The 22,086-nt window shown below is 72.1% G+C and carries 15 protein-coding genes; 12 read left to right on the top strand and 3 right to left on the bottom strand.

The features are described 5' to 3' along the window. The first annotated feature begins 28 nt into the window (after positions 1 to 28). Genes ACFV9W_RS23460 through ACFV9W_RS23470 form a run of 3 tightly spaced genes read left to right on the top strand, consistent with a single transcriptional unit; the run spans position 29 to position 5,553 of the window. The gene (locus ACFV9W_RS23460; RefSeq protein WP_385764199.1) at positions 29 to 1,369 is read left to right on the top strand and encodes an ABC transporter substrate-binding protein; all 1,341 of its coding nucleotides are present in this window, start codon (positions 29 to 31) and stop codon (positions 1,367 to 1,369) included. A gap of 42 nt (positions 1,370 to 1,411) precedes the next feature. Then, entirely contained in the window at positions 1,412 to 3,520 is a 2,109-nt protein-coding gene (locus tag ACFV9W_RS23465; RefSeq protein ID WP_385763964.1) for a beta-galactosidase, read from the top strand. Then, the gene (locus tag ACFV9W_RS23470) at positions 3,508 to 5,553 is read left to right on the top strand and encodes an RICIN domain-containing protein (RefSeq protein ID WP_385763966.1); all 2,046 of its coding nucleotides are present in this window, start codon (positions 3,508 to 3,510) and stop codon (positions 5,551 to 5,553) included. Before ACFV9W_RS23465 ends, ACFV9W_RS23470 begins: the two co-directional genes overlap by 13 nt. Before the next feature lie 78 nt (positions 5,554 to 5,631). Here the strand turns inward: ACFV9W_RS23470 and ACFV9W_RS23475 are convergent, their stop codons facing one another. Together ACFV9W_RS23475 and ACFV9W_RS23480 are read right to left on the bottom strand one after the other, a co-directional pair. Continuing rightward, positions 5,632 to 6,696: a FecCD family ABC transporter permease gene (locus tag ACFV9W_RS23475; protein WP_385763968.1), complete on the bottom strand. Its 1,065-nt coding sequence runs from the start codon at positions 6,694 to 6,696 to the stop codon at positions 5,632 to 5,634. Positions 6,697 to 6,701: 5 nt separating this feature from the next. Next, positions 6,702 to 7,754, bottom strand: coding sequence for a FecCD family ABC transporter permease (locus ACFV9W_RS23480; RefSeq protein WP_385763970.1), 1,053 nt, complete (start codon positions 7,752 to 7,754; stop codon positions 6,702 to 6,704). Positions 7,755 to 7,879: 125 nt separating this feature from the next. On the opposite strand from ACFV9W_RS23480, the gene fes reads away from it, so the two are divergent. The 9 genes from fes to ACFV9W_RS23525 all read left to right on the top strand — a co-directional run bounded on the left by fes (position 7,880) and on the right by ACFV9W_RS23525 (position 19,737). Further along, complete coding sequence (gene fes / locus ACFV9W_RS23485; protein WP_385763972.1) at positions 7,880 to 9,205, top strand: enterochelin esterase; 1,326 nt, start codon at positions 7,880 to 7,882, stop codon at positions 9,203 to 9,205. A gap of 137 nt (positions 9,206 to 9,342) precedes the next feature. Further along, positions 9,343 to 10,326: an ABC transporter substrate-binding protein gene (locus ACFV9W_RS23490; RefSeq protein WP_385763974.1), complete on the top strand. Its 984-nt coding sequence runs from the start codon at positions 9,343 to 9,345 to the stop codon at positions 10,324 to 10,326. After that, entirely contained in the window at positions 10,326 to 11,132 is an 807-nt protein-coding gene (locus tag ACFV9W_RS23495; RefSeq protein WP_385763977.1) for a 2,3-dihydro-2,3-dihydroxybenzoate dehydrogenase, read from the top strand. Before ACFV9W_RS23490 ends, ACFV9W_RS23495 begins: the two co-directional genes overlap by 1 nt. A 164-nt stretch (positions 11,133 to 11,296) precedes the next feature. Then, on the top strand, positions 11,297 to 12,487 hold the full coding sequence (locus tag ACFV9W_RS23500) for an isochorismate synthase (RefSeq protein ID WP_385763979.1): 1,191 nt from the start codon (positions 11,297 to 11,299) through the stop codon (positions 12,485 to 12,487). Next, positions 12,484 to 14,121, top strand: a complete 1,638-nt coding sequence (locus tag ACFV9W_RS23505; protein WP_385763981.1) for a (2,3-dihydroxybenzoyl)adenylate synthase — start codon at positions 12,484 to 12,486, stop codon at positions 14,119 to 14,121. The genes ACFV9W_RS23500 and ACFV9W_RS23505 overlap by 4 nt, the downstream gene beginning before the upstream one ends. Positions 14,122 to 14,135: 14 nt before the next feature. After that, positions 14,136 to 14,777, top strand: coding sequence for an isochorismatase family protein (locus ACFV9W_RS23510; RefSeq protein ID WP_385763983.1), 642 nt, complete (start codon positions 14,136 to 14,138; stop codon positions 14,775 to 14,777). Further along, a complete protein-coding gene (locus ACFV9W_RS23515; RefSeq protein WP_326021303.1) occupies positions 14,774 to 15,013 on the top strand; it encodes a phosphopantetheine-binding protein in 240 nt (79 codons plus the stop codon). Before ACFV9W_RS23510 ends, ACFV9W_RS23515 begins: the two co-directional genes overlap by 4 nt. Continuing rightward, positions 15,010 to 18,903 (top strand): amino acid adenylation domain-containing protein, encoded by a 3,894-nt coding sequence (locus ACFV9W_RS23520; RefSeq protein ID WP_385763986.1) that lies wholly within the window; start codon positions 15,010 to 15,012, stop codon positions 18,901 to 18,903. Before ACFV9W_RS23515 ends, ACFV9W_RS23520 begins: the two co-directional genes overlap by 4 nt. A 21-nt stretch (positions 18,904 to 18,924) precedes the next feature. Then, on the top strand, positions 18,925 to 19,737 hold the full coding sequence (locus tag ACFV9W_RS23525) for a class I SAM-dependent methyltransferase (RefSeq protein WP_385763988.1): 813 nt from the start codon (positions 18,925 to 18,927) through the stop codon (positions 19,735 to 19,737). 8 nt (positions 19,738 to 19,745) lie between these two features. Here ACFV9W_RS23525 and ACFV9W_RS23530 read toward each other — a convergent pair whose 3' ends face one another. Continuing rightward, positions 19,746 to 22,055 (bottom strand): arylsulfatase, encoded by a 2,310-nt coding sequence (locus ACFV9W_RS23530; RefSeq protein WP_385763990.1) that lies wholly within the window; start codon positions 22,053 to 22,055, stop codon positions 19,746 to 19,748. Between the last annotated feature and the right edge of the window lie 31 nt (positions 22,056 to 22,086).

A 22,086-nucleotide genomic window follows, 5' to 3' on the forward strand; every position in this document is an offset into this window, starting at 1 on the left:
AGGACCACGAAGAAGTGGAAGCATGCCCATGCCCAAGAACTCCCGCCGCGTGCTGCGCGGCATAGGTCTCCTGTGTGTCCTCGCCCTCGGTGCCACCGCCTGCGGCGGCTCGGAGGACGACGGGTCCGCCGACAAGAAGGTCGGTTCGGCCGACATCGAGTCCGCGCTCAAGAAGGGCGGCACCGTCACGGTGTGGGCGTGGGAACCCACCCTGAAGCAGGTCGCCGCCGACTTCGAGAAGAAGCACCCGAAGGTCGACATCAAGCTGGTCAACGCGGGCACCAACAACGACCAGTACAAGGCCCTGTCGAACGCGATCTCCGCGAAGAAGGGCGTCCCCGACGTCGCGCAGATCGAGTACTACGCCCTCGGCCAGTACGCCCTGACCAAGCAGATCGACGACCTCAAGGCGTACGGCGCCGAGAAGCTGGCGGACTCGTACTCGCCGGGCCCCTGGAACTCCGTGAAGTCCGGCGACGGCGTCTACGGCCTGCCCATGGACTCGGGACCGATGGCGCTCTTCTACAACAAGAAGGTCTTCGACAAGCACAAGATCGCCGTCCCGACGACCTGGGACGAGTACGTCGAGGCCGCCCGCAAGCTGCACAAGGCGGACCCGAAGGCGTACATCACCAGCGACGTCGGCGACGCGGGCCTGACCACCAGCCTGCTGTGGCAGGCCGGTTCGCACCCGTACAAGGTCGACGGCACCAAGGTCGGCATCGACTTCACCGACCCTGGCGCCAAGAAGTACACCGACACCTGGCAGAAGCTGATCGACGACAAGCTCGTCTCGCCCGTCACCGGCTGGACCGACGACTGGTACAAGGGCCTAGGCGACGGCACCATCGCCACCCTGCCCACCGGCGCCTGGATGCCCGCCAACTTCGCCTCCGGCGTGAAGGGCGCGTCCGGGGACTGGCGCGTCGCCCCCATGCCGCAGTGGGAGAAGGGCGCGAACACCAGCTCCGAGAACGGCGGCAGCTCCCTCGCCCTGCCCGAGCTCGGTAAGAACAAGGAGCTCGCCTACGCCTTCGTCGAGTACGCCAACTCCGGCGCGGGCGTGCAGACCCGCGTCAAGAACGGCGCGTTCCCCGCGACGACGAAGGACCTGAACTCCTCCTCGTTCCAGAACACCGAATTCCCGTACTTCGGCGGCCAGAAGGCCAACAAGATCTTCGCCGAGTCCGCGAAGACCGTGCCCACCGACTGGAAGTACCTGCCGTTCCAGGTGTACGCCAACTCGGTCTTCAACGACACCGTCGGCAAGGCGTACGTCTCCTCGACCAAGCTCACCGCCGGACTGAAGTCCTGGCAGGACGCCTCCGCCAAGTACGGCACCGATCAGGGCTTCACCGTCGAGAAGTAGCCCGCGCCCCCTCTTCGTGACCGCATCCCCGGAAGGACGTGCATGACCGCCCCCCTCACCTCCCGCTTCCCGTACGCGAAGGGCTCGGACGGCACCCGGCGCCTCGGCTACGGAGCCGACTACAACCCCGAGCAGTGGTCGCGGGAGGTGTGGGCGGACGACATCCGGCTGATGCGCGAGGCCGGCGTGAACGTCGTCTCCCTCGCCATCTTCTCCTGGGCGCGGCTCCAGCCCACCGCCGACACCTGGGACTTCGGCTGGCTCGACGAGGTCATGGACCTGCTGCACGCGGGCGGCATCGGCGTCGACCTGGCCACCGCCACCGCCTCGCCGCCGCCGTGGCTGACCGCCGCGCACCCGGAGATCCTGCCGGTCACCGCGAGCGGCGAGACACTGTGGCCGGGCGCCCGCCAGCACTGGCGGCCCACCTCGCCCGTCTTCCGCGGGCACGCCCTCACCCTGGTCCGCCGGCTCGCGTCCCGCTACGCCGACCACCCGGCCCTGGTCGCCTGGCACGTCAACAACGAGCTGGGCTGCCACAACGTCTACGACTATTCGGACGACGCGGCCCGCGCCTTCCGCCTGTGGCTGCGCCGCCGCTACACCACGCTCGACGCCCTCAACGACGCCTGGGGAACGGCGTTTTGGTCCCAGCGCTACAGCGACTGGGAGCAGCTGCTGCCGCCGCGGCTCGCCGCCTCGCACCCCAACCCGACGCAGCAGCTCGACTTCAAGCGGTTCTCGTCGGACGCGCTCAAGGACCATCTGCTGGCCGAGCGCGAGATCCTGCGCGAGCTGACCCCGGACACACCTGTCACCACCAACTTCATGGTGATGCCCGGCACCAAGGGCATGGACTACGCGGACTGGGCCGGCGAGGTGGACTTCGTCGCCAACGACCACTACGTCATCCCCGGCCCGCAGGCCCGCGACGAGCTGTCCTTCTCCGCCAACCTCACCAGCGGCATCGCGGGACACCGCCCCTGGTTCCTGATGGAGCACTCCACCAGCGCCGTCAACTGGCAGCCCGTCAACCTGCCCAAGAAACCAGGGGAGTTGGCGCGCGACTCGCTGCTGCACGTCGCGCACGGCGCCGACGGCGTCTGCTTCTTCCAGTGGCGCCAGTCCGCCGCGGGCGCCGAGAAGTACCACTCCGCGATGCTCCCGCACGCCGGAGCCGACAGTGAACTCTTCCGCTCCGTCGTCGAGTTGGGCGCCACCCTCGGCGCGCTCGCCCCGATCGCGGGCAGCGGGCGCGAACCCGCCCGCGTCGCGATCCTCTTCGACTGGGACTCCTGGTGGGCGAGCGAGCAGGACTCCCACCCGAGCTCCCGCCTCGATTACCACCGCGAGGCACTCGACTGGTACTCGGCGCTGCTTCGCCTCGGCATCCGCGCCGACGTGGTGCCTGCGCACGGCACCGACCTGTCCGCGTACGACGTCGTCATCGCGTCCGTCCTGCACGTGATGCCGCAGCCGCTCGCCAAGGACCTGACCCGCTACGTCGAGGGTGGCGGCCACCTCGTCGCCACGTACTTCTCCGCGATCGTCGACGAGAACGACCACGTGTGGCTCGGCGGCTATCCGGGCGCGCTGCGCGACGTCCTCGGCATCCGCATCGAGGAGTTCGGACCGCTCCTCGACGGAGACACCGTCGACCTGGACAACGGCACCACCGGCAGCCTGTGGACGGACCGGATCTCCGTCACCAACACAGACGTCGAGGTCCTCGCGGGCTACCGCACCGGCACGTACGCGACCCGCCCGGCCGTCACCCGGCGCGGCACCGGCCGCGGCTCGGCCTCGTACGTCTCCACCCGCCTCGGAGTCGACGGCCTGACCGTGCTGCTGCCCGAACTGCTCGCGCCCGCCGGCGTGCGCAGCGAACTCCCGGAGCACGCGCGGGGGTTGGTCGAGCAGGTCGTCCGGCGTGACGCCGAGCACCGCTACCTCTTCCTGGTCAACCGGAGCGACGAGCGGGTGGCGCTGCCGGGGCTCACCGGTGACGTACTCGTCGGCCCGTCCGGTGAGGAACTCGTCCTGGCCCCCCGTCAAGTCGCCGTTCTGAAGCAGCCGCTCGACTCCTGGAACCACTCCGACCGAGCACCACGACACCCCACTCACACCGGGAGCACACGTTGGCGCGCTTGACCCGCAGACGGTTCATCGGCATCGCGGCGGCCACGGCCGCGGCGGCCGGAACCCAGATCTCCGCCGCACGGCTCGTCGCCGCGGCGGACACCGAGACAGGCACCACGGCGACGGTCACGGTCACCCCCGACCCCTCGTACCGGCACGACCGCTTCGAGGGGTGGGGCACCAGCCTCGTCTGGTTCGCGAACGCCACCGGGCACTACCCGGACGAGATCCGCGAGAGGATCGCCGACCTCGTCTTCGGGCGGGACGGCCTCGCCCTGAACATCGCCCGCTACAACATCGGCGGCGGCAACGCCCCCGACGTGCCCGACTACCTGCGGGCGGGCGGCGCCGTCGAGGGCTGGTGGCAGGCGCCCGAGGGCACCACCCGCACCGACACCGACTGGTGGGACCCGGACGACGCGGACCACTGGAACGAGGACGCCGACGCGACCCAGCGCTGGTGGGTCGACCGCATCAAGAAGGACATCACCCACTGGGAGACGTTCTCCAACTCGCCGCCCTGGTTCATGACGGTCAGCGGCTATGTCTCCGGCGGCTTCGACGCGTCGAAGGAACAGCTGAAGGAGGCGTCCGTCGACGAGTTCGCCACCTACCTGGCCGGTGCGACCCGGCGTCTGGAGAAGGCGCACGGCGTCAGGGTGAAGACCGTCGACCCGTGCAACGAGCCCAACACCAACTACTGGGGTACGAAGTTGGGCGCCGACGGCAATCCGACGGGCGGCCGTCAGGAGGGCTGTCACATCGGGCCCGCCCTCCAGCAGAAGATCGTGACCGCGCTCGACGGCGCGCTGAAGAAGGCGCGCACGACGGCCGTCGTCTCCGCGATGGACGAGACGAACCCGACGACCTTCGTCACCAACTGGACCAGCTATCCGGCCGACGTGAAGGACCGCGTCGCCCAGATGAACGTCCACACGTACGGCACCGGCGGCCGCACCTCCGTCCGTGACCTCGCCAAGGCCGAGGGCAAGCCGCTGTGGATGAGCGAGGTCGAGGGCGACTGGGGCGACGGCCAGTCCTTCACCGACATGCGGCCCGGCCTCGGGCTCGCCCAGCACATCGTCGACGACCTGCGCGATCTGGAGCCCAGCGCCTGGGTGTTCTGGCAGCCCGTCGAGGACTGGGACAACATGAAGCCCGGCGGCGAGTCCGCCAAGGGCGGCAACTGGGGCGAGGTCCAGGTCTCCTTCAGCGCGGGCCCCGACGACACCCTGGAGACCTGCCCCGTCTACACGAACACCAAGTTCGACACCGCGCGGAACTTCACCCACTACATCCGGCCCGGCGACCACCTCGTCAAGACCGACGACACCAACAGCACGGCGGCCGTCACCCGCGGCGGCACCGGCGCCACCGTCGTCCACGTCAACGGCACCGCGAGCGCCCGCACGGTGACGCTCGACCTGTCGAAGTTCGCGACCGTACGCCGAGGCGCGACCGTCACCCCGGTCGTGACCAGCACGGACGGCAAGCTGGACGAGCGGGCGCCGGTGACGGTGACGGGCCGCAGGGCGAGCTTCACGGTGCCCGCCCAGTCGGTGACCACGTTCGTGGTCAAGGGTGTGTCCGGGGTGGCGAAGGACGCCGCCGAGCTGCGCCAGGGACGCACCTACGAGCTGACGGGTGTGCAGAGCGGCAAGGACCTCACGGTCGCCGACGGCGGGGGCACGCTCGTCATCAGGTCGGGTACGGGGGCGCCCGGCCAGCGGTGGCGGCTCGCGCGGATCAGCGGGGAAGGGCCCGCGAACCGCAGGCGGTATGTGTTCACCAGCGCCGCCGACGGCAAGCGGCTCGCCGTGCGCGAGGGTGTGCCGGTCGTCGAGGCCGACACGGGGGAGCGGGACGCGGCCGCGCAGTGGCTCGTTTCGACGACGGGGGACGGCACGTACACCCTCGTCAACGCGGGCACCGGCCGTCTCCTGGAGGTCGGCGGGCAGGCCACGAACGAGGGCGCCGCCGTCGGGACGTGGCAGCCCAACTCCGGCTCCAATCAACGGTGGAGGGTCTCCGACGTGACGTCCTGACCGGCCTCCCGCGCGCCCCACGGCCCTGTGCCGTGGGGCGCATCCAGGCGACGAGGAGCCGGGGTGGGCCCCGGGCGGTCAGATGTGCTGCGCCCTGCGCTCCTTCAGCAGCAGCCACGCCAGGAACAGGCCGCCCGCGACGCCCGTCACCACACCCACCGGCATCAGCGCCGAACCCGTCACCCGCTGTGTCACCAGGTCGGCCGCCGTCACCAGGAGGGCGCCCATCCACGCGGCGGGCAGCACGTTCGGTCCCGGCGCGCGGGTGACACGGCGGGCCAGCTGGGGCGAGGCCATGGCGAGGAACGGGATCGGCCCGGCGGCGGCCACCGCCATCGCGGTCAGTCCCGTGCCCGCGCACAGCAGGATCAGACGGCTGCGTTCCGGTGGCACACCGAGCGCGCCCGCCGTGTCGTCGCCCATCTCCAGCATCGTCAGCCGGCGGCCGAACACCATCACCACGGGGACGCAGACGAGCAGGCCGAGCGCGGCCGTCCTGGCCTCGGTCCAGCCGCGGTCGTTGAGCGAGCCGATCGTCCAGCTCGCCGCCTGGGCGGCCTTGCCGATGTCGGCGCGGACGTAGAGGAAGCTGGTCGCCGCCCCGAGCACCGCGGACACGCCGATGCCGACGAGCACGAGCCGGTAGCCGTGCACGCCGCGCCGCCAGGCGAGCAGATAGACGGCGGTGGCCGTGGCGAAGCCGCCGACGAGCGCGCCCAGAGCGGTCTGCGGAGCCCCCGCGTCGAGCACGATGATCGCGACGAGTGCCCCGGCCGACGCGCCGTTCCCGAACCCGATGATGTCCGGGCTGCCCAGCGGATTGCGGGTGAGCGACTGGAAGACGGCGCCCGCCATGCCCGTCCCGAAGCCGACGAGCACCGCCACGACGGCACGCGGAAGGCGCAGGTCGAGGACGATGAACCCGGCGCCGGGCGGTCCGTCCCCCGCGAACGTCCGCAGCACCTCCATGGGCGACAGCGCGTACGTGCCCGTGCCGACGGAGAGCACCACGAGGCACGCCGTGACCACGATCAGCGCCAGGCAGACGAGCACGGAGCGCGGGTCGAAGCGGACCGAGAGCCGCCCCGCCCGCACTCTTCCGTGCCGCAACTCGGCCTCGTAGGAGCGGGGTCGGTCCTGCACCGCGGTCACAATTGAGCCACCTTCCGCTGCCGTACGAGATGGACGAAGATCAGGCCGCCGATGAACGACGTGACGATGTCCGCCTGGATCTCCGAGGGCGCCACCACGATCCGGCCGATCACGTCGGCCACGAGGAGCAGGCTGGGCGCGAACAGCGCGCAGTAGGGCAGCATCCAGCGCGGATCGGGTCCGGTGAACGCGCGGACCGCGTGCGGGATCATCAGGCCGACGAAGCCGATCGGCCCGCACACGGCGGTCGCGCTCCCGCACAGCAGCGTGACGGCCACGATCGACAGGACCCGGGTGCGCCGCACCGAGGTGCCGAGCGCGCGGGCGTGGTCCTCGCCCAGCGAGAGCGCGCCGAGCGGCCGGGCGAGCGCGAACGCGAGGAGCGCGCCCGCGACCAGCAACGGCAGCGCGGTGAGCAGGAGTTGGGGGTCGCGCTTGTCCAGCGTGCCGACGGACCAGTGGCGCATCGAGTCCAGGGCGTTCAGGTCCCACTGCTGGAGCCCATTCACGTAGCCGAACAGGGCCGCGTTGACGGCCGTGCCGGCGAGCGCGAGGCGGACCGGTGTCGCCGACCGGGTGCCGCCCAGGGCGTTGACGAGGACGGCGGCGACGGCGGCGCCGAGCAGCGCGAACCACAGGTATCCGGTGAACGAGGTGATGCCGAAGACGCTGATCGCGGTGACGACGGCGGCCGCCGAGCCCGCGTTCACACCCAGAAGTCCCGGGTCGGCCAGGGGGTTGCGGGTCAGTACCTGCATCACGCCGCCCGCGAGGCCGAGCGCCGCGCCCACGGCGATGCCGATGAGCGTTCGCGGCAGCCGCAGTTCCCGCACGATGCCGTCGCTCGCGGAACCCGTCGGCGCGAAGAGCCCGCTCCAGACCTGGTCGGGCGCGAGGTGCTGCGTGCCCACGGCGAGCGAGAGGGCGGCGGCGGTGACGAGCAGTGCCAGACCGAACAGGAGTCCCGTGGTGCGGGGCGGTCGGCTGCGCGGCTCGGTGGCCGGGAGTTGCTGTGTTCCGCCGGGGCGGAGTCGTAGTCCTGCGGGCATGTGGTTAGCTTAGGCTAACCTAACCACGTCTGCTAACAATTACGTCGACAGAAAAGCCCGGGTCGTTTCCGGGGAGCGCACGTCATTTCCGGACAACGCGGGTCGTTTCCGGAGGAAGAGGAGCCATGAGCGTCCAGTCCGTTGCCGCCCTGCCGGACCACCGGCCGGACCGCGTCACCGGTGCCCGCGTCGCGCGCCTCGAGGAGCGCATCGCCGCGGCCGACGACGCTCAACGCGCCCGCATCGCCGAGGAGTTCTGGCGGGAGGCCGCCGCCCGTGGCACGCCGCTCGTCGAAGAACTGGACGGCGAACCCGACCACCGCGCGGTCACCTTCCTGTGGCGCGGCCACCGCGCCACCCGGCAGGTGCTGCTCATGGTCAGCCACCTCGGCGACCGCGCCCACCTCGCGGGCTCCCTCATGGAGCGGATCGCCGGCACCGACATCTGGCACTTCGGGCTGCGGCTGCGCGCCGACCACCGCGCCTCGTACCGGATCGCCGCCGACATCTCGGCCAAGGAGCCGCCCGAGGACCCCGAGGTGCTGCAGGCGCGGCTGCGCTCCCTCACGGTGCACGGGGCCCACGACCCGCTCAACCCCCGGCGCCTGCCCACCCGTTGGGGCGCGGGCGACAGCTCCGTCTTCGCCCTGCCCGAGGCCCCCGCCCCGGCCTGGACCGAGCGGCGCGGCACCGTGCCCGCCGGGCTGCTCGAACGGCACAGCGTGGGCGCCGCGGCACTGAGCGCGGAGCGCGACGCGAGCGGCGAACGCGACGTGTGGGCGTACGTGCCCCCTGGTCCTCGCGGGAGCACGGAACGGCTGCCCGTCCTCGTGCTCTGCGACGGCGACATGTGGTTCGGCCGCCTCGGCCTCCAGCACACTCTCGACGCGCTGATCGCCGACGGGCGGCTGCCGCCGCTCGCCGTGCTCGCACCTGACGCCGTCGACCGGGACACCCGGCACCGTGAACTCGGCGCGCGGGACGCCTTCGTGGAGTTCCTCGCCGACGAACTGCTGCCGTGGGCGACGGACCGCTGGCCGCTCGCGACGGACCCGGCGCGCACCGTCGTCGCGGGACAGAGCCTCGGCGGCCTGGCCGCCCTGCACGCGGGGCGGCTGCGACCGGACCGTTTCGGCCATGTCGTCGCCCAGTCGCCCTCGCTGTGGTGGCGGCCGAGCCTGCCGCCGGGCGTCGTGCAGAAACACGTCTTCGGAGTGCCGTGGATCGTCGCCCGGTACGCCGAGGCCGACCCCGCGCCGATCACCGTCCACCTCGACGCGGGTCTGCACGAGGGCGCGATGGTCGACCACTGCCGCACCCTCTACGACACGCTGCACTCGGCCCGCTACCAGGTGACCCGCAACGAGTTCAACGGCGGTCACGACTACGCCTGTTGGCGCGTCGCCCTCGTCGACGCCCTGATCCGTCTCCTGGGTGCCGCCCCCGCCTAGGTCCTGTCTTCAAACTCCCGTCTGCGTCTTCGGGCGACGACGGGAGTTGGAAGACAGGCCCTAGCGCGGCCCCTCGGACCTCCCCCCCCCCCCCACACCATCTCTCTCCTCTCATCTCCCTAAGGAGCCCTACGCACATGTCCTCCCCGAGAATCCGCCGCGCCGCCCTCATACCGGCCGCCGCCGTCACGGGCGCCCTGCTCCTGAGCGCCTGCGGCAGCGACAGCGGAGACGACGCAGGCGGCGCGGAGAAGGCCGGTTCCGCGTCGAAGACGCGGCAGCTCACCGACGCCCAGGGCCGCGAGGTCAAGGTGCCGAGCGACCCCAAGAAGGTCGTCGCGCTCAGCGAGCCGACCCTCGACGCGGCGCTCGCCCTGGGCGTCGAGCCGGTCGGCACCACCGCGGGCCGCGGCCAGAAGGGCGTCTCCTCCTACCTCGCGGACAAGGCCACCAAGGCGCAGGTCGTCGCCTCCGTCGCCGAGGCCGACATGGAGAAGCTCGCCGCGCTCCAGCCCGACCTGATCCTCCTCGACGAGACGACCGGCGCGAAGAAGACCGTCGACAAGCTCCAGGAGATCGCGCCGACCGTCGTCACCGCGAAGCTCAACGAGGACTGGAAGACGGCGTTCACCGACACCGCAGACGCCCTCAACAAGAAGTCCGACGCCGAGAAGTGGCTCGCCGACTTCGACACACAGGTCGCCGGCACGAAGAAGAAGCTCGGCGACAACGCCGGAAAGTCCGTCTCCGTCATCCGCTGGCAGGACGGCGCGCCCTCCGTCGTCGGCAAGGGCGCGGGCCACGTCGGCTCGACGCTCAAGGCGCTCGGCCTCGACCGCCCCGAGGACCAGCAGGGCGCGAGCACCGGACACAGCGAGCCGGTCTCCCTGGAGAAGCTCGCGAGCATCGACGGCGACTGGCTGTTCCTCGGCGCCCTCGGCAGCGAGGACGACAGCCGGAAGGCCTACGCGCAGGCCCGGAAGGTCACCAACTTCGAGAAGTTGAAGGCCGAGAAGGAGGACCACGTCGTCGTCATCGACGGCTCGGCGTGGAACAGCGCGGGCGGCCCGCTCGCCGCGCGGACCGTCCTCGACGACATCAAGGGGGCGCTCGCCAAGTGATGTCTCCCAGCACTGGCCTTGACCTGGCCGGCCGGCTCGCCCTCGTCACGGGGGCGGGCCGGGGGATCGGCGAGGCCGTCGTCGCCGCGCTCGCCGCGCGCGGCGCCCGCGTGATCGCCACCGACCTGGACGCCGAAGCCGCCGCGAAGGCCGCGGCCCCCTACGCCGAAGGGCAGGTCGTCGCCCGCCCCCTCGACGTCACCGACGCGGCGGCCGTCGAGGCGCTCGTCGCCGACACCGAGGTCGGCCACGGTCCCCTCGACATCGCTGTCAACGTCGCCGGGATCCTGCGCGGCGCACCCGTCGTGGACCTCGCCGACGAGGACTGGGCCGCCTGCTTCGCCGTCAACACCAACGGCGCGATGCATGTCTCGCGGGCCGTCGCCCGCCGGATGGTACGGCGGGGGAGCGGGAGCATCGTCACCGTCGCATCCAACGCCGCCGGCATCCCCCGCCAGGGCATGGCCGCGTACGCCGCGTCGAAGGCGGCCACCGCGATGTTCACCAAATGCCTCGGCCTGGAGGTCGCCGCGCACGGGGTGCGCTGCAACAACGTCTGCCCCGGCTCGACCCTCACCGACATGCAGCGCGGCATGTGGGAAGCGGCGCCCGGCGGCGACGCTGAGGCCGGTGCCCGCGCCGTCATCGAGGGCGACCTCGCCGCGCACCGCACCGGCATTCCCCTCGGCCGCATCGCCGATCCCGGCGACATCGCGGAGGCGGTGGCGTTCCTCGCCGGAGACCGGGCCCGGCACATCACGATGCAGGACCTGTACGTCGACGGCGGGGCGACCCTCCGCGGGTGACCGGGAGCCGTTCCCACGTCGCGGGGCGCCGCCCCGGACCCCGCTGCTCAAACGCCGCAGGGGCTTGATCGTGCCCCTGTCCACTTGATCGCGTCCCCGTCCTCAATCACCGCAGGGGCTTGTTCGTGCCCCGTTCTTGAAGGCCCCCACCCTTGGAGACACCCATGACCACGGTCGCCAGGCCCAGTGTGCCCGAGCTCGTCCCGCCCGGTTCAGCCACCGCCCTCCTGGAGGAGTACGCGCCCGTCACCGACCGCTTCCTCGCCACCCCGCACCGCACCCTCCTCGGGCGCGGCGTCGTCGCCGAACTCCCGCACAGAGAAGGCCCGTTGAGTTCCCGTGTGCGGGCGCTGCTCGACTCCCGGCGGCGCGCCGGTGACCCGAACCCCGTCGTGATGGGTGCCCTGCCCTTCGACCCCGGTGCCGCGCCCGCCCTCGCCGTGCCGGAGTCCGTGCGGTGGGCGCCGCCGCTGCGCGAGGACCCGCTCATCGCGCTGCCCGTGCCGACCGCCGGTGCCCAGTGGTCCGTGCGCGAGGTTCCGGAGCCCGAGGTGTACGGTGCCGCCGTCGCCGCGGCCGTCGAGCGGATGAAGGCCGGCGAGTTCGACAAGGTGGTCCTCGCCCGCACCCTCGAACTGACCGCCCGCGAGGCCCCTGACCTGCCCGTCATGCTGCGCCGCCTCGCCCGCCGCGACCCGGCCGGCTACACCTTCGCGGTGCCCAGCGCCCCCGGCCGTACGCTCATCGGCGCGAGCCCCGAACTCCTCGTGTCCCGCACCGGAGCCACGCTCACCGCCAACCCCCTCGCCGGCTCCGCGCCGCGCTCCGCCGACCTCGCCGAGGACGTGCGCCGTGCCGCCGCGCTCCTCGAATCGGCGAAGGACCTGCACGAGCACGCCGTCGTGGTGGACGCGGTGCGCGAGGCCCTCGCCCCGTTCTGCGCCCGCATCGACGTGCCCGCCCGCCCCACCCTCGTACGGACGGCCGCCATGTGGCACCTGTCCACGACCGTGACCGGCGAACTCGCGGACCCCGGGCGCACCACCGCCCTCGACCTCGCCGCCGCGCTGCACCCCACCCCCGCGGTGTGCGGCACACCGACCGGCCTCGCGCGGCAGGTCATCGCGGAGTCCGAGCCGTTCGACCGCGGCGCCTACACCGGCATGGTCGGCTGGCAGAACGCCGACGGCGACGGCGAGTGGGTCGTCACCATCCGCTGCGCCGAGGCCGAGGGCAATCTGCTGCGCCTGTTCGCGGGCGCGGGGATCGTCGCCGAGTCCTCGCCCGAGGCCGAGACCGCCGAGACCGGCGCCAAGTTCCGCACCTTCCTGAACGCCGTGGGAGCCGCCCTGTGAGCACCAGCCCCCTCGCCCCCGGTGTCGACGCGCCCACCTGGCCCGCCGAGTACGCCGAGCGGTACCGCGCCGCCGGGTACTGGCGCGGCGAGACCTTCGGCGGAGTGCTGCGCGAGCGCGCCGAATCCCACCCCGACCGGATCGCCCTCGTGGACCCGGCCCCCTCCAGACGCACCTGGACCTACCGCCAACTCGACGACCAGGTCGACCGGTTGGCCGCCGGGTTCGTGTCACGCGGCATACGCAAGGGCGATCGTGTCGTCGTCCAGCTGCCGAACGTCGGCGAGTTCGTCGAGGTCGTCTTCGCCCTGTTCCGCATCGGCGCGCTGCCCGTGTACGCGCTGCCCGCGCACCGCGAGAGCGAGATCGCGTACTTCTGCTCCTTCACCGAGGCCGTCGCCTACGTGATCCCCGAACGGCACGCGGGCTTCGACCACCGGGCGCTCGCGAGCAAGGTCCGGGCAGCGACACCGAGCCTCAAGCACGTGTTCGTGGCCGGGGACGACGCCGGCGAGCACACCGCACTGTCCGAAGTGCCGTGCGAACCCGTCGAGTTGGACGGCCCGCAGCCGCACGAGCTGGCCTTCCTCCAGCTGTCCGGCGGCACCACCGGGCGGCCCAAGCTGATCCCGCGTACTCACGACGACTACCTGTACTCGCTGTGGGGCTCGAACGACATCTGCGGCGTCGACGCCGACACCCGCTTCCTCGTCGTGCTGCCCGCCGCTCACAACTACCCGATGAGCAGCCCTGGTTGGCTCGGTGTGCTGTACGCGGGCGGCACCGTCGTGCTCGCGCCCGCGCCCGACCCGGACACCGCGTTCCCGCTCGTCGCGAGCGAGCGGATCACCATGACGGGCCTCGTGCCGCCGCTCGCCCTGGTGTGGACGGACTCCGCGGCCGGCACCGCGCACGACCTGTCGAGCATGGAACTCGTCCTCGTCGGCGGCGCCAAGTACAGCGAACAGGCCGCCCGCCGCCTCGAACCCGCCCTCAGCTGCCGCCTGATGCAGGTCTTCGGCATGGCGGAAGGGCTCGTCAACTACACGCGCCTGGACGACGATCCGGAGACCGTCGTCGCCACGCAGGGGCTGCCGATCTCCCCGGACGACGAGGTGCGCGTCGTCGACGACGCCGACCAGGACGTCCCCGAGGGCGGCTTCGGGCATCTGCTCACCCGCGGCCCGTACACCATCCGCGGCTACTGGCGGGCCCCCGAGCACAACGCCCGCTCCTTCACCGCCGACGGGTTCTACCGCACCGGCGACATCGTGCGCCGCACCCCGACCGGGCACCTCGTCGTCGAGGGCCGGGCCAAGGACCAGATCAACCGGGGCGGCGAGAAGATCGCCCCGGAGGAGATCGAGAACATCCTGCTCGCCCACCCCGCCGTGCACGACGTCTCCGTCGTCGGCGTCCCCGACGAGTACCTCGGCGAACGCTCCCTCGCCTACGTCATCCTGCGCGCCGACGCCGGACCCCTCAGGTCCGTCGCCGTCAAACGCTTCGTACGGGAGCGGGGCGTGGCCGCGTACAAGGTGCCCGACCTCGTCGAATTCGTCGACGCCTTCCCGCAGACCGGCATCGGCAAGATCAGCAAGAAGCATCAGCGGTCCGCCGCCGAGCAGCACTGAGAGGTACCCCCACCATGGCCCTGCCCGCCATCGCCGCCTACCCGCTCCCCACCCCCGGGGAGCTCCCCGCGAACCGCGTCGCCTGGACCGTCGACCCGGCCCGCGCCGTGCTGCTCGTGCACGACCTCCAGCACCACTTCCTCGCCAAGTACCCGCAAACCGAACAGCCGTTGACCGGCATGCTCGACAACACCGCCCGGCTGCTCAAGGAGAGCCGCGGCCTCGGCATCCCCGTGTACTACTCCGCGCAGCGCGGCGGCCAGAGCCCCGAGGAGCGCGGGCTGCAGCTCGACTTCTGGGGCCCCGGCGTCGCCGACGATCCGGCCGTCCTCGCCATGCCCGGGGCCGTCGCACCCGAGGACGGCGACACGGTCCTCACCAAATGGAAGTACAGCGCGTTCGTCCGCACCGAACTCGAGGAGCTGATGCGGGAGTCGGGCCGCGACCAGCTGGTGATCGTCGGCGTGTACGCGCACATCGGCGTGATGGTCAGCGCCGCCGACGCGTGGATGCGGGACATCCAGGCGTTCGTCGTCGCCGACGCCGTCGCCGACTTCACCCGCGAGGACCACGACATGGCGCTGCTCTGGGCCGCGGGCCGCTGCGCCGTCGTCACCACCACCGACCAGCTCATCGAGGAGGTACGGGCCGCATGACCACGCTCACCGTTCAGAGGATCCGCGAGGACGTCGCCGACTGCCTCGGCGAGGACGACCCCGCCGAGATACCCCTCGACGAGAACCTCGTCGACTACGGGCTCGACTCCGTGCGCGTCATGACCCTCCTGGAGCGCTGGCGCAGGGACCACGGCGCCGAGGCCTCGTTCGTCGACCTCGCCGAGCAGCCGGCCATCGAGGCCTGGGCGAAGATCCTCGGGGTGGCCGCCTCATGACCGCGACCGTCAGCGAGCCCACCGAGGCCCGCGACCTCGTCCTGCCGCTCACCTCCGCCCAGTCCGGCATGTGGTTCGCGCAGGCCCTCGACCCGCTCAGCCCCGCGCAGAACACCGCCGAGTACCTGGAGATCGACGGCGACATCGACCCGGACCTCTTCGCCGAGGCGCTGCGCCGGGTCGTCGCCGAGGCCGACGCCCTGCGCGTCCGCGTCGAGGACACCCCCGACGGCCCCCGCCAACGCGTGTGCGGCAGCGTCGAGTTGCCGCTCACCGTGCGCGAGGACCTCAGCGAGGACGAGGCCCTGGCCTGGATGCGCGCCGACCTCGCCGAGGCCTGCGACCTGGCGGAGGGGCCGCTGTTCCGGCACGCCCTGTTCCGCGTGGGGGAGCGGCGCTGGCTCTGGTACCAGCGCATCCACCACCTCGTCGTCGACGGTTTCGGCTACTCGCTCCTCGTCGGCCGGACCGCCGCCATCTACACGGCACTCGTACGCGGCGACGACCCGGGCCCCCGCGCCTTCGAGACCCTTGCCGACCTGCTGGCCGTCGACGCCGAGTACCGCGCCTCCGACGCCTTCGCCGCCGACCGCGCGCACTGGGGCGAGGCCTTCGCGGACCGCCCGGAGGCCCCCCGGCTCGCGGGCCGCGGCGCGCTGCCGTCCCGCACCTTCCATCGCCGTACGGCACGGATCGCGCCGGAGACCACCGAGCGGCTGAAGGAACTCGCCGCGCGCACCCGCGCCACCTGGCCCGACGTCCTCATCGCCGCACAGGCCCTCTACACCTCCCGCGCCACGGGCCGCGAGGACGTCGTCCTCGGCCTGCCGATGATGGGCCGCATGGGCTCGGTCGCCCTCCGCGTCCCCGGCATGGTCATGAACGTGCTGCCGCTGCGCCTCACCGTCACCCCCGACGCCACCTTCGCCGAGCTGGTCCGCCAAGTGGTCCTGGGCGTAAGGGAAGTGCGCCGCCACCAGCGCTACCGCTACGAGGACATCCGCCGCGACCTCGGCCTGCTCGGCGAGAGCCGGGGCCTGGTCGGACCGCTCGTCAACGTCATGCCGTTCGACTACGGCGCCGAGTTCGCGGGCGCCCCCGCCCGCGCGCACAACCTGTCGGCCGGGCCCGTCGACGACCTCACGGTCAACATCTACGACCGCGCCGACGGCCGCGGCCTGCGCATCGACCACGACGGCAACCCGGCCCTCTACGCGGACGAGGACCTGGCCGCACACCAGACCCGTTTCCTCGACCTCCTGGGCCGCCTCGCCGAGACCGACCCGCAGGCACCGATCGCCACGCACACCATCGCCACATCGGCCGAACTCGCCCTTGTTCTCGACGAGTTCAACCGCACCGAGCGGGCCCTGCCGCCCACCACCCTCATCGGCCCCATCGAGGCGCAGGCCACCCGCACTCCCGACGCGACCGCCCTCGTCTGCGGCGGCACGGTGCTCACCTACGCGCAACTCAACGCGCGGGCCAATCAGTTGGCTCGCCACCTGCAAGCGCTGGGAGCCACCCCCGGCCGCCTCGTCGCGCTCTCCCTGCCGCGCTCGGCCGAGCTGATCGTGACGCTGCTCGCCGTCCTCAAGTCCGGCGCCGCGTATCTCCCGCTCGACCCCGACTACCCCGAGCAGCGCCTCACGTACATGCTCCAGGACGCCGAACCCGTCTGCGCCGTCACCGACACAGCGGACCGCCTCCCGGCCGACGCGGGCACCCCGCTCGTCGTCCTCGAAGGCCTCGACCTGTCCCCGTACGCCACCGTCGACCCGGCCCGCGCGCTCACCCCCGCCCACCCCGCGTACGTCATCTACACCTCCGGCTCGACCGGCCGCCCCAAGGGTGTCGTCGTCCCGCACTCCGCGATCGACAACCGGCTCCGCTGGATGCAGCACGAGTACGGGATCGGGGCGGCGGACGTCGTCCTGCAGAAGACGCCGTCCTCGTTCGACGTGTCGGTGTGGGAGTTCTTCTGGCCGCTGCGCGAGGGTGCGACGCTCGTCGTCGCCGAACCGGGCGGCCACAAGGACCCGGCGTACCTGGCCCGGATCATCCGCCAACAGGCCGTCACCACCTGTCACTTCGTGCCGTCGATGCTCCAGGTGTTCCTCGCCGAACCCGACGCCGCCTCCTGTGCGGGCGCGCTGCGCCGCGTCTTCTGCAGCGGCGAGGCCCTGCCCCGCGAGACGGTGAACGCCTTCGCCCGCACCCTCCCCGGCGTGGCCCTGCACAACCTGTACGGCCCGACGGAGGCCGCCGTCGACGTCACGTACCACGCGTGCGAGCCGTCCGGCACCGGGCCCGTGCCCATCGGCCGACCGGTGTGGAACACCCGCCTGTACGTCCTCGACCCGGCCGGACAGCCGTGCCCGCCCGGCGTGACCGGCGAACTGTACTTGGCGGGACGCCAGTTGGCGGACGGCTACCTCAACCGTCCCGAGCTGACCGAAGAGCGCTTCGTGTCGGACCCGTTCACGCCGTACGAGGGCCTTCGCATGTACCGCACCGGCGACCTCGCGCGCTGGACCGAACGCGGCGAGGTCGAGTACCTCGGCCGCACCGACCACCAGGTCAAACTGCGCGGCCAGCGCATCGAACTCGGCGAGATAGAAGCCGAGTTGGCGGCACAGAAGGGCGTCGACGGTGCGTGCGCGCTGGTCCTCGACGACCGCCTCGTCGGCTACGTGACAGGGGACTCGCCCGACCCGGCAGAGATCCGCGCCGCGCTCGCCCGCACCCTGCCCGAGCACATGGTGCCCTCCGCGATCGTCCCGCTCGACACGTTCCCGCTCAGCCCCAACGGCAAGCTGGACCGCCGCGAGCTGCCGAAGCCCGTGTTCACCGGCGGCGGCACCAGGCGACCGGGGAGCCCGCGCGAGGAGACACTGACCCGCCTGTTCGCCGAGGTGCTCGGCGCCGAAGGAGCGGGCCCCGACGACGCCTTCTTCGACCTGGGCGGCACCTCGCTGCTCGCGGTGCGCCTCGTCAACCGGGTCCGCGAGGAACTGGGCGCGGAACTGACCATCGGCTCGCTCTTCGCCTCGCCGACACCGGCCGCGCTCGCCGCCCGCATCGACGACGCGTCACCGGTGTCCGCGGACGCCCTCGGCGTCGTCCTGCCGCTGCGCCGCGAGGGCGCCCGCCCGCCGCTCTTCGCGATCCACCCGGCGGGCGGCATCTCCTGGTGCTACGCGGGACTGACCGCACGCCTCGACCGCGACCAGCCGGTGCACGGCCTTCAGGCACGCGGACTGACCTCGGACGACGCACTCCCGGACACCCTGTGGGAGCAGGCGGCGGACTACGTCGACGAGATCCGCCGGATCCGGCCGCACGGCCCCTACCGGCTCATCGGCTGGTCCGTCGGCGGCATCCTCGCGCACACCGTCGCCGTACTGTTCCAAGAGGCCGGCGAACAGGTCGAACTCCTCGCGCTGCTCGACGCGTTCCCAGCCGAGCAGTGGCGCGAGCGCCCGGCCCCGGAAGAGGGCGACGCCCTCACCGCGGTCCTGCGCATGGCCGGCTTCGAACGCACCGACGAGGCCACCCGCGAGGACGTCCTCGCCACCCTGCGCAGGGCGGGCAGCCCGCTCGCAGGCCTCAAGGACAGCACCCTGTCGCGGATCGTCGACATCGTCCCCAACCACGCCCGCATGATGCGCGCCCACGAGCACCGGAGCTTCGACGGCGACGTCCTGTTCTTCACGGCCGCCGCCCCACGCCCCGAGGACTGGCTGACCCGCGAGGCCTGGCGCCCGCACATCACCGGCCGCATCACCAACCACGATCTGCCGTGCACCCACCCGGAACTGCTCAAGGAGGAGCACGTGGAACGGATCGCCGACGCCCTGGCCACCCGTCTGAAGGAGCTGGACGCCTGACGCAGGCGTACCGTGCGGCAGGTGACCGACACCGACCGCGAACGCCTGCGCGGCACCTTCACCCAGAACGCCGACCGCTACGACCGCGCCCGCCCCGGCTACCCGCCCCGGATGTACGACGACCTTCCCGGGGCGGGGCCGGGGTGCCGCGTGCTGGAGATCGGGTGCGGCACGGGAAAAGCGACCGTGCCGCTGGCCGAGCGGGGCTGCCGGATCGTCGGCGTGGAACTGGGCGCCGAGCTGGCGGCCGTCGCCCGCCGCAAGCTGCCCGGCGCGACCATCGACGTGGCGGCCTTTGAAGGCTGGCCGCTGCCGCCCGAACCCTTCGACCTCGTCCTCGCCGCGACGTCCTTCCACTGGATCGACCCCGCCGTCCGCATCGCCAAGAGCGCGGACGCACTGCGTCCCGGCGGCACGCTCGCCACCGTCTCCACCCACCACGTCGCGGGCGGCACCGAGGACTTCTTCGCCGAGGTCCAGGGCTGCTACGAGCGCTTCGACCCGTCGACCCCGCCGGACCTGCGCCTCACCCCGGCCGCCGCCATCCCGTACGACAGCCAGGAGGCGCCGAACCGCAACGTCTTACAGGGCAACGCGGCGCTCCCCGGCGCCGACCGCTTCGAGCCGCCCGTCTTCCACCGCTACGAACGCGAACTCACCTACGGCACCACGGACTACCTCGACCTGCTCGGCACGTTCTCGGGCACCCTCGCCCTCGACCCGGCCGCCCGCGCCGGCCTGCTCGACTGCATCGGCAGACTCATCGACACGCGCTACGGCGGCCGGGTCACCAAGCGCTACCTGACGGAACTCCGCCTGGCCACCCGCCGGTAGGGCCCCTGCTACTCGAACGCGGCTGCCGCCTCCCGTAGTGCCTCCGCCACGGCCTGCGGCGAGTCCGGTCCCGGTGTGCCCGGCTCGTAGGTGACCGAGCGGAGGGCGCCCGTGTAGCGGAAGACGCCGTGGCGTTCGTGCAGCGGCCAGGACACCGGTGACTTGCGGTCCAGGCCGACGCTGATGCCCTGGAACGGTGCCATGCCGATCAGCTGGTGGACCGAGGGCGTGGTGGCCCGCTCGGCGCCGTCGACGCAGAGGGTGAAGCGCCAGCGCAGGCCCGGTTCGGCGGTGGCGGTGAGCCGGACGGTGCGGGTGCCCGGCGGCAGCGGGCCGGCGTCCGTCTCGCGCAGCGCCCCGTACTCGTTGTACGCGAACCGCAGCCGGCCGCCCTCGACGTAGAGGCTGTAGCCGCCGCCCTGGTCGCCGTGCGAGACGAGGACGCCGCTGTCCCCCTCTTCGTACGCCGCGAGTTCCACCCTGACCGTGAAGGAGCGGAAGGCGATCAGGCGTGAGGAGCGGTAGCGCTCCAGCTCGGGGGTGCCGGGCAGCAGCGTGACCGGTCGGGAGAGGCGCTCCTCCGCCGGTCCGCGCACCGCGAGGGCGCCCGAGGCGTCGGGCAGCGGGAAGACGCCGTTGGCCCAGGCGGCCGCCTCCCACGCGGCGGACAACTCCTTGACGATCTCCGGGTGTCGGTCGGCCAGGTCGTGGATCTCGGTGGGATCGGTGCGGATGTCGTACAGCGCCCATTCGGAGTCGTCGTACGGGACGCCCGGCCGGTGCAGGGTGACCAGCTTGTGGCCGTCGCGGTAGTAGCTGCGGTTGCCGGTCATCTCGCAGTACTGCTCGGGGTGGGTGCTGTCGGTGCCCGGATCGGTGAGGACGGGGGCGAAGCTGCTGCCGTCCTGTTCCTGAACCCCCTCCAACGGCCGCTGGATTCCGGCGAGTTCGAGAAGGGTCGGAGCGATGTCCGTGACGTACTGGTACTCGTGGCGGATGCCGTCGTCCCCGGCGGAGCGGCGCAGTCCGTCCGGCCAGGAGATCAGGAACGGCACCCGCACCCCACCCGCGTACGTGTGCCGCTTGTAGAGCCGGAACGGGGTGTTGGAGGCCATGGCCCAGCCCCGCGGATAGTGCACCAGGCTGCGCGGGCCGCCGATCAGGTCCGGGTCGCGGCCCACGTCCACGGGCCAGTCGGCGGGGAGGCGGGGGTGGTGGGCGAACCGGCTGAAGTAGCTGCGGCTGCCCTCGGCGCCGCCCTCGCCGCTCCCGCCGTTGTCGGAGGTGAACACGATGATGGTGCTGTCGAGTTCGCCGAGCGCCTTCAGGGTGTCGACGAGGCGGCCGAGGTTCTGGTCGACATTGTCGACCATCGCCGCGTACACCTCCATGTAGCGGGCGCAGAGCCGCTGTTCCTCGGCGGTGAGCGCGTCCCAGGCGCCCACGTCGGCGCCGACCTCGGTGTTGCGGGGCGGCAGCTCGGTGTCGTCCGGGAAGAGCCCGGCCGCCTTCTGGCGCGCGAAACGTGCCGCGCGCAGGGCGTCCCAGCCCTCGTCGTAGCGGCCCCGGTGGCGGTCGATGTCGGCCTGCTTCGCCTGGAGCGGGGCGTGCACGGCGTTGTGCGCGAGATAGAGGAAGAAGGGCTTGTCCGGGTCGTGGGCGCGCAGCGACGTCACCATGGAGATCGCCTGGTCGGTGATGTCGTCGGTGTAGTAGTAGTCCTCGGGGAACGCGTCGATGTCCAATGGCGAGTTGTCACGGACCAGTTGGTGCGGGTGGAAGAGGTTGGTGAGCCCTTCGAGGACGCCGTAGTACTGGTCGAAGCCCTTCTGCAGCGGCCAGTTGGCGCGGTCCGCCGCCGCGTTGGAGGACGCGTCGCGGGACAGGTGCCACTTGCCGACCGCGTACGTCGCGTAGCCGGAGTCGCGCAGTGTCCGCGCGAGAGTGGGGAAGTCGTCGGCGATCTCCATGCCGTAGCCGGGGAAGCCGGGGTCGGCGTTGGCGACCATGGCGTAGCCGACGCGGTGCGGATTGCAGCCGGTAAGGAGCGCGGCGCGGGCCGGTGAACAGAGCGGCTGCGTGTGGTAGTTGGTGAGACGGACGCCGCGGTCGGCGAGCGCGTCGAGCGTCGGGGTGGGGACCTCCGCGCCGAACGGGCCGATGTCGCTGAACCCCATGTCGTCCAGGTAGACGAGGACGATGTTCGGGGCGCCGGCCGGGGGAGTGCGCCGCTCGGGCCAGGCGGGCCGGGATTCGGCGAAGGTGCGGCCGACGTGGCCGGGGAAGTTCTCGTACGGATCACGACGGGGAGCGGTCATGCGGGTCCTTGAGGTGGTGTGGAGGGGAGGC

It is taken from the genome of Streptomyces sp. NPDC059897, from assembly GCF_042730865.1.
Taxonomy (GTDB): Bacteria; Actinomycetota; Actinomycetes; order Streptomycetales; family Streptomycetaceae; genus Streptomyces.

Coding starts and splice junctions, on each gene's coding strand:
- ACFV9W_RS23495 (WP_385763977.1), top strand. CDS start 10,326: ATGTCTCCCAGCACTGGCCTTGACCTGGCCGGCCGGCTCGCCCTCGTC.
- ACFV9W_RS23465 (WP_385763964.1), top strand. CDS start 1,412: ATGACCGCCCCCCTCACCTCCCGCTTCCCGTACGCGAAGGGCTCGGAC.
- ACFV9W_RS23530 (WP_385763990.1), bottom strand. CDS start 22,055: ATGACCGCTCCCCGTCGTGATCCGTACGAGAACTTCCCCGGCCACGTC.
- ACFV9W_RS23480 (WP_385763970.1), bottom strand. CDS start 7,754: ATGCCCGCAGGACTACGACTCCGCCCCGGCGGAACACAGCAACTCCCG.
- ACFV9W_RS23460 (WP_385764199.1), top strand. CDS start 29: ATGCCCAAGAACTCCCGCCGCGTGCTGCGCGGCATAGGTCTCCTGTGT.
- ACFV9W_RS23500 (WP_385763979.1), top strand. CDS start 11,297: ATGACCACGGTCGCCAGGCCCAGTGTGCCCGAGCTCGTCCCGCCCGGT.
- ACFV9W_RS23510 (WP_385763983.1), top strand. CDS start 14,136: ATGGCCCTGCCCGCCATCGCCGCCTACCCGCTCCCCACCCCCGGGGAG.
- ACFV9W_RS23515 (WP_326021303.1), top strand. CDS start 14,774: ATGACCACGCTCACCGTTCAGAGGATCCGCGAGGACGTCGCCGACTGC.
- ACFV9W_RS23520 (WP_385763986.1), top strand. CDS start 15,010: ATGACCGCGACCGTCAGCGAGCCCACCGAGGCCCGCGACCTCGTCCTG.
- ACFV9W_RS23490 (WP_385763974.1), top strand. CDS start 9,343: ATGTCCTCCCCGAGAATCCGCCGCGCCGCCCTCATACCGGCCGCCGCC.
- fes (WP_385763972.1), top strand. CDS start 7,880: ATGAGCGTCCAGTCCGTTGCCGCCCTGCCGGACCACCGGCCGGACCGC.